The sequence below is a fragment of the Xanthomonas sp. SHU 199 genome (genome assembly GCF_000364665.1).
In the GTDB taxonomy this organism is placed as follows: domain Bacteria; phylum Pseudomonadota; class Gammaproteobacteria; order Xanthomonadales; family Xanthomonadaceae; genus Xanthomonas_A; species Xanthomonas_A sontii.
In genome coordinates this window covers 1-12,603 of sequence record NZ_AQOI01000202.1, presented here as the reverse complement: position 1 = coordinate 12,603, position 12,603 = coordinate 1, and the positions used below count along the sequence as shown (strand labels likewise).

The window sequence follows — 12,603 nt, the reverse complement described above, 5'->3', positions numbered from 1 at the left end:
CCGGCGGATGCTGGCGCAAGCCGTGCCGGCCGCGCCGGCATCCGCCGCAGATCCCGCAGAAGCCGCCGCACCCCAGGCGCTGCCGCTGCGCCCGGGCAGCGTGACCCTGGTAGGCGCTGGCCCCGGCGATCCCGGCCTGCTCACCGGCCACGCGCTGCACGCCCTGCGCCAGGCCGACGTGGTCCTGCACGACCGCCTGGTCAGCGCCGCGATCCTGCAGCTCATACCGACAGGTACCGAACGCATCGCCGTCGGCAAATCGGCCGATGGCCACAGCGTCGCCCAGGAGCAGATCCACGCCCTGCTGCTGGAACACGCGCGGCGCGGACGCCGGGTGGTGCGGCTGAAGGGCGGCGACCCGTTCGTGTTCGGCCGCGGCGGCGAGGAACTGGAATACCTGCGCGCGCACGGCGTGGACTACGCGGTGGTGCCCGGCATCACCGCCGCGCTGGCCTGCGCCGCCTACGCCGGCATCCCGCTGACCCATCGCGACCACGCGCAATCGCTGCGCCTGGTCACCGCGCACTGCAAGGCCTCGCTGGACACGCTGGACTGGGCCGCGCTGGCACAGGAGCGGCAGACGCTGGCGGTGTACATGGGCGTGGCCGGCCTGGACACGGTGCGCACGCGCCTGCTCGCCGCCGGTCGCGCCGCCAGCACGCCGTTCGCGCTGGTCGAGAACGGCTCGCGTGCCGAGCAGCGGGTGGTGCGCGGCACCCTCGCCGACCTGCCCGACACCGCCCGCGCGCATGCCGTGCGTGCGCCGGCGCTGCTGATCCTGGGCGAGGTGGCCGCGCTGGCCGACGCCCTGCACTGGTTCGGCACCGCCCCGCTGCACGCGCTGCCCTCACCTTCCCCGAAGCAGGCGGCGCCTACCCTGGCCCACGCCGCCTGACCCGCCCCCCATTCCCGGAGACCTTGCCCATGGCCATCTACGACAACATCCTCGACACCATCGGCCACACCCCGATCGTCAAGCTGCAGCGGCTGGCGCCGGCGCACGTGGACCTGTACGTCAAGGTCGAAGCCTTCAATCCCGGCGGCTCGGTCAAGGACCGCCTGGCCTTGGCGATCGTGCTCGACGCCGAGGCGCGCGGCCTGCTCAAGCCCGGCGACACCATCGTCGAAGCGACCTCCGGCAATACCGGCGTGGCGCTGGCGATGGTCGCCGCCGCACGCGGCTACAAGTTCGTGGCGACGATGGTGGAGACCTTCTCGATCGAGCGCCGCAAGCTGATGCGCGCCTACGGCGCCAAAGTGATCCTGACCCCCGCCGCCGAGCGCGGCAGCGGCATGGTGCGCAAGGCCGAGGAACTGGCCAGGCAGCACGGCTGGTTCCTGGCCCGGCAGTTCGCCAACCCGGCCAATCCGGCCTACCACCGCAGCACCACCGCCGCGGAAATCCTGCGCGACTTCGCCGGCCGCCGGCTCGACCATTTCGTCAGCGGCTGGGGCACTGGCGGCACCCTCACCGGCGTCGGCGAAGTGCTGCGGCTCGCGCGTCCGGAAGTGCACATCACCGCCACCGAACCGGCCGGCGCGGCCCTGCTGCAGGGCCAGGAGTGGAAGCCGCACAAGATCCAGGGCTGGACGCCGGATTTCGTGCCCGAGGTCCTCAACCGCGAGGTCTACGACGAGGTGCTGAGCGTCGAAGACACCGACGCCATCACGGTGTCGCGCCGCCTCGCCGCCGAGGAAGGCATCTTCACCGGCATCTCCGGCGGCGGCACGGTGGCCACCGCGCTGCGCGTGGCCGAGACCGCGGCGCCCGGCGCGGTGATCCTGGCGATGCTGCCGGATACCGGCGAACGCTACTTCTCCACGCCGCTGTTCGCCGACATCAACGAAGGCAGCGACGACGACTGGCTGGCCGGCCTGCCGTAAACGCGCAGCGGCAGGCATGCGCCCTGGCGCTGCCGCACCGGCGCGGCATCGCTATTGTGCGTGCGGATCGAAGTACGCCGTCCACGATATCGGCGCGGCGCGCAGGCTGGCCGCGTGCCGGAACGCGGCCATGGCTTCGGCCTGCTGGCCCACGTTGAGCAAGGCCACGCCCAGATTGAAGTAGGTACTGCGATCGTCGGACTGCAGGCGCACGGCGCGGCGCAGTGCCGCCGCTGCCCGCCGGTAGTGCCCGCGATCGCACAGCACCGCGCCCAGACAGGTGAGCGGGCGTGGATCGGCGGGTGCCGTTCTGGCCGCGGCGCGCACAAGTGCCTCGGCCTCGGCCAGCAGCGCATCGGCACGCTGCGGCTCCCGGAACGCTGCCATGACCAAGGCCTTCGCCTGCGCGAGGCGGTCGTCGGGCACGGATACGCTCATGCCGGCACACCGCAGGCCGGCGTCCCGCCTGCCCCGCATGCGAGCGGCAGGACGACGAGCCCGCTGCGCACCAGGACGACGTGGCGTGCAGCGGACTGCAGATCCGCGTGCGCCATGCCTCAGACCGGCAGCGGCGCGCCCAGCGCCGGCGGCTGCGGCGCGGTCAGGCGCTCGATCAGCAACTGTTCGATCGCTTCCACGTCGACCTCGCGCACCACCTGTTGCGCCTGCTCGCCCAGGCCCGGCTGGTAGCCCGGCGCCCACGACAGGATGTCGCCGTAGCCGGCGCCGAACTCGGTGTTGGTGTCCACGTACAGCGTCTCGCTGACGGTGGCCAGCTCCGGGCGCAGCCACAGCGCGGTGGCCAGTTCGTCCCACATCGGGAAGCCCGGCTCGCGCCGGCGCAGCGCATGGCCGATCGGCGTGTCGGCGGCGCCCATCCGCGCCAGCAGCTGCGGGGTCAGTTCGGTGGCGGTGGACGGATCCACCGGCACCATCACCATGCGCCGCCACGGCGCGCGCATCACGATGCTGGCCGCTTCCGGGTCCCAGCGGATGTTGAATTCGCGCCGCGGCGAATTGACGAACTCGCGCGCGAACTGCGCCGCCGAGACGCTGTCGCGGCGCTGCCGCGGATTGAGGCTGCCGCCCATGTAGACCAGTTCCTTGGCCAGCGTGGCGAAGTCGGGATCGAGCCGCTGCGCCAAGGCCAGATTGGTGAGCGGCCCGGTGGCGACGATGCTGACCTCGCCGGGGAACTCGCGCACCTTGCGGATCATGAACAAGGCGGCCGGCTCGCTGGCTGCCTGCACCACCGTGGGATTGCCCAGCGGCAGGTCCGGGACCACGTCGTGGGCGTGGTAGCGCGGTGCGCTCTGCACGGTGTCGTGCTCGACCCACTGCCGGGTCCAGGCGCCCTTCCACAGCAACTTGCCGTACAGCGCTTCCCAGCGTTCGGTGGCCACCTCGCTGTTGAGCAGCGGGAACACCGGGCCGGGCAGCACCGGCACTTCGCCACGCCCGGCGATCTCGAGCAGGCGCCGGGTATGCGCCAGCGCTTCGTCGCGCCAGATGTTGCCGCTGACCACCGAGATGCCCAGCACCTCCACCTCGGGCGATTGCAGCAGCAACAGCTGCGCAGGGGTGAAGCCGTCGATGTCGTCTTCGAGGATGACCCGGCGGCGCGGGGCGAAGGTGCTGCTGGCGGAAGCGATTGGCATGAGGCGGGACAGTGGTGGCGAAAGGGGAACGACCGGCGCGTCGGGCGCGATCGACGCGGAACGACGCGACACGTCGAACGCAAGCGTCTGCGACGTGCCGCACGGGCGCTAGGGTAATCGGGTTTGCGCGCACTGCCACGCGCGACGAGGCACTGCCGGGTCGCGCCCGTGCCCATTCGTGACGCGCGCGCGTCCGCCGGGGGCAGCCGCGTAAACTTGCGCGGCCGCAACCGAACCAGGGAAGGACTGCATGCACGACCGAACCGACCGCACCGATCCACCGCCCGCACGCGCGCAGGCGCGCGTGCCGTTGCTGGTGCGCACGACCTCGCCGGCGCATTTCCTGCTGGCGCTGCTGCTCGGCGCCAGCCTGCAGCACGCGCTGCCGTTGCCGTTGCCGCAGGGCGCTGCACTGGCCTGGCTGCAACTGGGCGGCGGCGCCGTCGCGCTCGCCGGCCTGCTGCTGGCGTGCTGGTGCTTCGTGCTGTTCGCACGCGACCGCACCACGCTGCTGCCCGAGCGCGCGCCCTCGCACCTGGTCTGCCACGGGCCCTACCGGCTGACCCGCAACCCGATGTACGTCAGCCTGACCCTGAGTTACCTCGGCCTGAGCGTGCAGATCGGCTGGCCGTGGTCGGCGCTGTTGCTGCCCTTGCCGCTGCTGGCCTTGCAGCGGGTGGTCATCCCCTACGAGGAAGCGCGCCTGCGCGAACGCTTCGGCAGTGCCTATGCGCGCTACTGCGCGCAGGTCGCGCGCTGGCTGTAGCCACTGGCCGCGTCGGCATGCCTCAGCGCGCCAGCCACCAGGCCGCCGCCGCAGCCAGCAACAGCGCCAGCAGCCCCCAACGCCAGGCCCCGCCACGGTCGCCGGCGGCCACGGTCGAGGCGGCACCCAGCGTCGGCGCCGAGCGCAGATGCCGCTGCACCATCTCCAGTGCCTCGCGCAGCGACATGTCCGGATAGTGCTCGAACACCAACTTGGCGGCCGTGCGCCGCTCGCCGCGGCGCAGCGCCAGTTCCGCCGCCGGCGGCAGGCGCCGTTCCTCGGCCACCACCGGCGCCTGCGCCCCGGTCGCCGACGTCGCCCCCGCTGCCGCCCCGGAGGCGTGGCGGTCGAGCATCTCCGTCACCGTGCGCGCCGCGCCGGCCAGCAGCCAGGCATCCACCTGCTCCTTCGCACTGCGCAGGTCCATGCCGCTGTGCGCGCGCAGCAGCTTGATCGCCTTGATGATCTGGCCCTGCGCGAGGGCATCGGCGACCTGTGGCGGCGGCGGGTTCGGGTTCATGTAGCAGGTGCTGAGATGGGGGCGCGTCAGTCTTGCCGCTGGCCGGTTAAGCGGCCGTGGCAGCGCGCGGCGGCGGGTGGCGACACCCTCACGCATCCATCATTCGGCTCCCCTAAAGATCGGCGCATGAAGATCGAAATCTGGCAAGGCGACATCACCCAGCTCGACGTGGACGCGATCGTCAACGCCGCCAACGAGTCCCTGCTCGGTGGTGGCGGCGTGGACGGCGCCATCCACCGTGCCGCCGGCCCGGAACTGCTGGAAGAATGCCGGCGCCTGCCGGAACTCAAGCCGGGCGTACGCTGCCCGGTCGGCGAGGTGCGTGCGACCGCGGGCCACCAGCTCAAGGCGCGGCACGTGCTGCATACCGTCGGTCCGGTGTGGCGCGACGGCGCCCACAACGAACCGGCCCTGTTGGCCAACTGCTACTGGCGCGCCCTGCGCCTGGCCGAGCAGATGGGCCTGCACTCGGTGGCGTTTCCGGCGATCAGCTGCGGCGTCTACGGTTACCCGCTGCACCAGGCCGCGCGTATCGCGGTGACCGAGACCGACGCCTGGCAGCGCGCGCATGCGGTGCCCAAGCGGATCATCCTGGTGGCCTACAACGACGCCACCGCCAAGGCGTACCGGCAGGCGTTGCGCGACGCGCAGTGCGCCACCGCAGCCTGAGCGGTCGACCCGGACGCTGACAGCCCCGGCGGATACCCGCGACGAATCACCACAGGGCCTGCGTTCCACCCGGGCGCAGGCACGCCCTGATTCGCTGAGATGGCGGCCGCCCGGCGCCCGGCGCCGGCCAGCATGCTGTGGGGATTATCCCGACACCGTGTCAGGGGACCGCGCAAAGAGTGATCGCGCGCTCAGATTCGCTCAGATTGATCGGCGGTGGGAAGGCTACATTGCGCGAGCCTCAACCCTAACGCCACCTTAACACCATGACGATTTCTTGCCGTCCGCGTCCGAGTACGCTGGCGAATGCCCTGTTCGTGCTTCCGTGGGCCGCCGGCCTGGCCTTGACGCTGACCTGCGCGACGGCACTGGCCCAGGAGGCCGCCCCGGCCACCGGCACCAGCACCACCGACGCCGCGGCGCCGATCGCGGTACAGGCGATCCGCGTCACCGGGGTCGGCGACCATCCGCGCGAGCAGATCGATCCGGCGCGCCTGCAGGCGCTGGCCGACGCGCGCCTGCGCGCGCTTGGCGGCGGCAGGGTGCCGGCCCAGCTGAGCTTCGCGCAACTGCAGCAGATCGCCGACACGCTGACCCAGGCCTACCGCCAGGCCGGCTTCCTGGTCGCCCGGGCATATCTGCCGGTGCAGACCCTGGGGCCGGACCAGATGGTCGAGATCCGCGTGGTCGAAGGCCGGGTCGGCAAGATCACCGTCGAGGGCACGCGCCGCTACGACGACCGCCTGATCGCCAGCCCTGCCCTGGCCCTGCAGGGCCAGATCCTGCGCCAGCAGGATCTGCAGTCGGCACTGCTGTACACCCGCGACCTGCCGGGCGTGTCCGCCACCTCCGTGCTCAAGCCCGGCGCCAACCCCGGCGAGACCGACGTGGTGATCCAGGCCAGCGAGGAGCGCCCGCTGCAGGTCAGCGTCGGCGCCAGCAACTACGGCACCCCGAGCATCGGCCGCTACCGCGCGCAGCTCGGCGTGGACTGGAACAACCCGCTCGGTCTGGGCGACCACCTGTCGGCCAGCTATGCCTATGCGCTGGATCCGGCCAATACCTGGCAGGGCAGCCTCGCCTACCAAGTGCCGATCGCCGGCGTCGACGGCCTCAGCGCCAGCGCGTCCTACACGCGCAGCGTGGTCAACCTCGACAACGGCGCGTTCGCCGCGCTCGACATCCAGGGCCCGACCCAGCAGAGCGCGCTGGGCCTGGACTGGAAGTTCGTCAATTCCGATGCCTGGCGCGTGCAGAGCTGGCTGCACCTGGTCAAGGAAAGCTCGCGCCTGCAGGGCCTGGGCGTGCTGCTGTCCAAGCAGAAATTCGACGTGGCCGAACTCGGCACCAGCGTGCGCCACGACGACCGCCGGCTCCACGCCATCGACCTGCTGCAGCTCAGCGTGCGCGGCGCGCTCGACGACGATTCGCCGCAGACCGATTACCTGTACGCCCGCCACGACCGCCACTTCACGGTCGCGCGCCTGAGCTACACCCGGCTGCAGGGGCTGACCGCCACGCAGCGGCTGCAGCTGCGCGTCAACGGCCAGTACAGCGACGACACCCTGACCCCGCTGGAACAGTTCTCGCTGGGCGGACCGACCAGCGTGCGCGCCTTCCCGCTCGGCGCCGCGCTCGGCGACCGCGGCTTCGACTCCGGCCTGGAGTACCAGGTGGACGCGCCAGGCTTCGCCAGCGCCGCCTCGCCGTTCGGCGGCCGCGCCTGGGGTCAGCTGCTGACCGCCAGCGTGTTCTACGACTACGGCCGGGTCTACCCGAACGGCGCCAACCGCGCGGTGTACGACAGCGTCACCACCTTCGAGGGCGCCGGCGTCGGCCTCAGCTTCCGGCTGCCCGACTGGCACGGACTCTCGTTCGATCTGGCCGCGGCCAAGCCCACCGGCACCACCAAGCCGAGCGACGGCAAGGATGTGCGCTACTGGGCCCGCTTCGGCCTGACCTTCTGACCTGGGGATCTCCATGAACCGCATCTACCGCCTCGTCTTCAACCGCCACCTCGGCGTGCTCCAGGTCGCCTCCGAAGTCGCCACCGGCCACGCCGGCGCCACCGGCACCGGCGCGGCGCGCCTGGCCGCGCCGCTGCTGCCCTTCGCCCTGGCCTGTGCGCTGGCCGCGCCGGCCCACGCCAGCGGCGTGCCGTCGCTGTCCAGCGCCACCGGCGCCACCGTGTCGCGGAACGGCGGCACCCTGCAGATCGACCAGAACGCGGCCAAGGCGGTGCTGAACTGGAACAGCTTCAACGTCGGCAAGGACGCCAGCGTGGTGTTCGTGCAGCCGTCCAGCTCGGCGGTGGCGCTCAACCTGATCGACGCCAGCCGCGGCGCCAGCGTCATCGACGGCAGCCTGCGCGCCAACGGCAACGTGTTCCTGATCAACTCCGCCGGCATCCTGTTCGGCAACCACGCGCAGGTGAACGTCGGCGGCCTGGTCGCCAGTTCGCTGGGCCTGGCCGGCGACGACGACAACGGCTACCTGCTCGCGCGGGGCGACCATGGCGCCGCCAGCGTGGTCAACCAGGGCAGCATCCGCGCCGGCAACGGCGGCTCGGTCAATCTCGTCGGCAACCATGTCGCCAACCGCGGCAGCATCAGCGCCGACGGCGGCGCCATCCGCCTGCTCTCCGCCGATCAGGTCAAGGTGACCATGGACGCGGCCGGCGCGATCGGCATGCAGATGGTCGCGGCGGCCGGCCAGTCGGTGGACGGCGCGGCGGCGGCGGTGGAGAACAGCGGCACGCTGCGCGCCAATGGCGGGCAGATCCTGCTGCAGGCCGGCAGCACCGGGTTGTCGCAGCTGCTGGTCAACAATACCGGCACACTCGAAGCTACCGGCATCGACACCTCCGGCGGCAGCGTGCGCCTGGTCGGCAGCGGCGGCGACGTGGCCAGCAGCGGCCGCATCGATGTCTCTGGCACCCACGGCGGCAGCGTGCAGCTGCTGTCCGATGGCGCGGTGAACGTCGCCGGCCGCATCGACGCCAGCGGCACCGCGGCCGGCGGCAGCGTGCGCATCGGCGGCGGCTACCAGGGCGGCGAACAGTTGCAACACGCCAGTGCGGCCACGGTCGCCGACGGCGCGCTGCTCGATGCCAGCGCGACCGGCCAGGGCAACGGCGGCTCCATCGTGGTCTGGTCCGATGGCCACACCGCAGTGCACGGCGCGTTGCGCGCCAACGCGGCCGGCAGCGGCAACGGCGGCCTGCTCGAAACCAGCGGCCACACCGTCGACTTCTCCGGCATCGCCGTCGGCGCCAAGGGCGCCGGCCACGGCAGCGCCGGCACCTGGCTGGTCGATCCGGAAGACCTGACCGTGGACAGCGCGGCCGCCAGCACCATCAGCGGCGCGTTGAACGGCGGCACCAACGTCACCCTGCTCACCTCCAGCACCAACGCCAGCGGCCCGGGCACCGTGAGCAACGGCAGCGGCGACATCAACGTCAATGCGGCGATCGGCTGGAGCGGCAACTCCACGCTGACCCTGGACGCCTACCACAGCATCTATCTCAATGCCGCCGTCACCGCCACCGGCAACACGGCCGGCCTGGTGCTCAACTACGGCGGCTACACCGACAACGGCACCGTCGGCGGCACGGGCGACTACTACGTCAACACCCCCGTCTCGCTCGGCGGCGCGCACGCCAGCCTGGCGATCAACGGGCAGGCGTACACGCTGATCCACTCGCTGGCCGACGCGGCCACCTATTTCAACAGCCCGGGCGCCTATGCGTTGGCCCAGGACATCGACCTGGCCGGCGTCACCCGCAGCAGCGCCCTGGTGTCCTCCTTCCAGAGCAAGCTGGCCGGCCTGGGCCACAGCATCAACAACCTGACCATCTCCGGCGCCAGCGGCTACGTCGGCCTGTTCGGCACCACCAGCAGCAACAGCCTCATCCGCGATGTGCACCTGGGCAACGTCTCCATCTCCGGCGGCTATTACGTCGGCGGCCTGGTCGGCTACAACCAGGGCGCGATCAAGAACGTCACCGTCGACGGCGTGGTGAGCGGCACCTCGGGCGGCATCGGCGGATTGGCCGGCTACAACCTGGGTTTGATCGACAACGGCGTGTTCAACGGCAGCGTCAACGGGCAAAACACCGTCGGCGGCGTGGCGGGCAACAACGTCGGCGCCACGATCCGCAATTCCCACAGCACCGGCAGCGTGACCGGCAGCTCCAGCAACACCGGCGGCCTGGTCGGCTACAACGACGGCGGCAGCCTGACCAACACGTATTCCACCAGCACCGTGAGCGGCACCAGTTCCGTCGGCGGCCTGGTCGGAACCAACCAGAACGCCGGCTCGATCAAGAACAGCTACGCCACCGGCAGCGTGACCGGCAGCAGTTCCATGGTCGGCGGGCTGGTCGGCATGAACTACCAGAGCACCATCGCCAACACCTACGCCACCGGCAGCGTCACCGCAACGGCCTCGGTGGGCGGGCTCGTGGGCGTCAATAACGCGGGCGGTGCCAGCGTCAGCTCCAGCAGCGTCAGCAACAGCTACGCCACGGGTGCCGTCATCAGCACCAACAACAACAACGTGGGCGGACTGATCGGCGCCAATTCGGGCAGCGTCAGCAATGCGTCGTGGGACGTCGACAGCACCGGCCAGGCCAATGCCATCAGCAGCGGAGGCGGCGGCAGCGCCACCAATCTGACCAGCTTCGGCAGCAACAACCGTTACAGCCACAGCACCTACGGCAATCTCGGCACCTGGGCGTTGCTCGCCGGCACCAGCAACGTCTACGTCGCCAGCGATGGCGTCGGCAGCCCGGCCTGGATCATGATCGAGGGGCAGACGCGCCCGTTCCTGGCGAGCGAGTACAGCACCACCATCGGCAACGCACACCAGTTGCAGCTGATGGCGTACAACATGGCGGCCAACTACAGCCTGTCGGCCGACATCGATGCCAGCCAGACCGCCGGCAGCAACGCCAGCGGCATGTGGAGCAGCGCCGGTTTCAGTCCGGTCGGCGACAGCAACAACGCCTTCACCGGCAGCCTCGATGGCACAAACCACACCATTTCCGGGCTGACCATCGCCCGCGGCGGCACGTCCTACGTCGGCCTGTTCGGCAACACCGGCGCCGCCAGCCGGATCCTCAACCTCGCCCTGACCGGCACCACCGTCACCGGCACCGCCTACGTGGGCGGCGTCGCCGGCTTCAATGCCGGCACGCTCAGCGGCATCCGCGTCACCGGCACCATGAGCGGCACCGGCAACTTCATCGGCGGCCTCACTGGCTACAACAATGCCGGGACGATCACCGGCGCGCAGACCAGCGGCAACGTGGTCGGCAGCGGCGGCCCCTACAGCGGCAACTACGTCGGCGGACTGATCGGCAGCAACGCCAGCGGCACGATCAACGCGTCGTCCTCGTCGAGCACGGTCTCCGGCGGCAGCAGTGTCGGCGGCCTGGTCGGCAACGACTACCAGGGCAACTACAGCAACGTGCAGGCCAGCGGCAGCGCGACCAGCACCAGCACCGCCAGCGGCGACCATGTCGGCGGGCTGATCGGCAACGCCAATCAGAGCCAGATCCAGAACGCCTCGGCCAGCGGCAACGTCACCGCGACCACCACGCATGCGGGCGGTCTGCTAGGCCAGGCGTCCACCGCTACCCTCACCAATGTGCAGGCCAGCGGGAGCGTCTCCGGCTCGAACTACGTCGGCGGGCTGATCGGAGTGGCGAACAGGGGGACCATCACGAACGCGCACGCGACCGGTGGCGCATCGGGAGTCAGCTATGTCGGCGGACTGGTCGGTAACCTCTTCAGCACAAGCCTCAGCGACGCTTACGCCGTCGGCGATGTTTCCGGCACGTGGTACATCGGCGGGCTGGTCGGGTACAACTCTCGAGGCAGTCTGGCCCGTGTCTATGCCACTGGTTTCATCGCCGCCACCGAGTATGCGGGCGGCCTGGTCGGTTACAACCTGACCGGCACCATCAACGCGGCCTATGCCGGCGGCCGTGGCGTGATCGGCACCCAGTATCTCGGCGGTCTGGTCGGCTATAACGATGGCGGCATCATCAACGCCAGCTACGCCATCGGCGACATAGGCGGCAGCAACGCCGTCGGCGGCCTGGTCGGCACCAACAGTGGCACGATCAACGCCAGCTTCTTCGCCACCGACATCGGCGGTAATCCGATCAACGCCGGCCTGCGCTTGGCGGGCAGCAACACCGGCAGCATCGATGCGATCAGCGGCGGCAGGTCCTGGAGCGCGTTGAACACGCTGTCCACCTTCACCGATGCCGGCTGGGCGATCGACAACCGCGGCGGCACCGGCCAGACCTGGCGCCTGTACGAACACATGGGCACGCCGCTGCTGCGCAGCTTCCTGACCCCGTTGACGATCAGCACCAGCCTCTCCGGGCTCGACAAGACCTACGACGGCAACGGTGTCAGCGGCACGATCTCGTCCTATACGGCCGGCGGCGCCTTCAACCCCAGCCTGCTGTTCGGATCGTCGCTGCGCTACGCGACCGCAGGCAATGGCGTCGGCAGCTATACCACCGGCAACGGCATGCTGCAGATCGGTGGCCTGGCGTCCTCGCAGCAGGGCTACGACATCGGCTACGTGGTCTCCGGCGGCATCGCCATCACCCCGGCGACGCTGACAGTGACGGCGACCTCGGGCTCCAAGACCTACGGCGACACCCTCAACCTCAGCGGCTACCGCGTTTCCGGTCTGATCGGCAGCGACAGCGTCTCCGGGGTCGCGCTGAGCAGCGCGGGCGCCGGTAGCGGCGCCGCAGTGGGCAACTATGCCGTCACCGCCTCCGGCGCGACCGGCGCCGGGCTGTCCAACTACGTCGTCAACTACGTCGACGGCAGCCTGCGCGTCGATCCGGCGACGCTGCGCATCGTCGCCAACGACGCCAACAAGACCTACGGCGGCACCGTCAACCTCAGTGGCTACAGCGTTTCGGGCCTGCTCAACGGCGACACCGTCTCCGGCGTCGCCCTGAGCAGCGCCGGCGCCGGTGCCGGCGGCGCGGTCGGCAACTACGCCATCACCGCCTCCGGCGCGACCGGCGCAGGGCTGTCCAACTACGTCGTCAGCTACGTCGACGGCAGCCTGCG

General features: G+C 70.7%; 9 protein-coding genes. 6 read left to right on the top strand and 3 right to left on the bottom strand.

Annotation, left to right across the window (positions count from 1 at the left end; translation table 11 throughout):
* Positions 1-895: uroporphyrinogen-III C-methyltransferase (gene cobA / locus D183_RS0108365; protein WP_051067614.1), on the top strand; the 895-nt coding region annotated here is incomplete at its 5' end.
* A gap of 29 nt (positions 896-924) precedes the next feature.
* The gene (gene cysK, locus D183_RS0108360; protein WP_017908608.1) at positions 925-1,884 is read left to right on the top strand and encodes a cysteine synthase A; all 960 of its coding nucleotides are present in this window, start codon (positions 925-927) and stop codon (positions 1,882-1,884) included.
* 51 nt (positions 1,885-1,935) lie between these two features.
* Here cysK and D183_RS0108355 read toward each other — a convergent pair whose 3' ends face one another.
* Together D183_RS0108355 and D183_RS0108350 are read right to left on the bottom strand one after the other, a co-directional pair.
* On the bottom strand, positions 1,936-2,310 hold the full coding sequence (locus tag D183_RS0108355; RefSeq protein WP_232757240.1) for a tetratricopeptide repeat protein: 375 nt from the start codon (positions 2,308-2,310) through the stop codon (positions 1,936-1,938).
* A 131-nt stretch (positions 2,311-2,441) separates the two neighbouring features.
* A complete protein-coding gene (locus tag D183_RS0108350; RefSeq protein ID WP_017908606.1) occupies positions 2,442-3,542 on the bottom strand; it encodes a nucleoside hydrolase in 1,101 nt (366 codons plus the stop codon).
* A gap of 250 nt (positions 3,543-3,792) precedes the next feature.
* Between D183_RS0108350 and D183_RS0108345 the strand changes: the two genes are divergently transcribed.
* Positions 3,793-4,308 (top strand): methyltransferase family protein, encoded by a 516-nt coding sequence (locus D183_RS0108345; RefSeq protein WP_017908605.1) that lies wholly within the window; start codon positions 3,793-3,795, stop codon positions 4,306-4,308.
* Between the two features lie 22 nt (positions 4,309-4,330).
* Here D183_RS0108345 and D183_RS0108340 read toward each other — a convergent pair whose 3' ends face one another.
* Positions 4,331-4,828 (bottom strand): hypothetical protein, encoded by a 498-nt coding sequence (locus tag D183_RS0108340; RefSeq protein WP_017908604.1) that lies wholly within the window; start codon positions 4,826-4,828, stop codon positions 4,331-4,333.
* A gap of 126 nt (positions 4,829-4,954) precedes the next feature.
* Here D183_RS0108340 and D183_RS0108335 point away from each other — a divergent pair, with 126 nt between their 5' ends.
* The 3 genes from D183_RS0108335 to D183_RS0108325 form a co-directional block, all read left to right on the top strand.
* A complete protein-coding gene (locus D183_RS0108335; protein WP_017908603.1) occupies positions 4,955-5,497 on the top strand; it encodes an O-acetyl-ADP-ribose deacetylase in 543 nt (180 codons plus the stop codon).
* A 266-nt stretch (positions 5,498-5,763) separates the two neighbouring features.
* Positions 5,764-7,464: a ShlB/FhaC/HecB family hemolysin secretion/activation protein gene (locus tag D183_RS0108330; RefSeq protein WP_017908602.1), complete on the top strand. Its 1,701-nt coding sequence runs from the start codon at positions 5,764-5,766 to the stop codon at positions 7,462-7,464.
* A gap of 13 nt (positions 7,465-7,477) precedes the next feature.
* Positions 7,478-12,603: GLUG motif-containing protein (locus D183_RS0108325; protein ID WP_017908601.1), on the top strand; the 5,126-nt coding region annotated here is incomplete at its 3' end.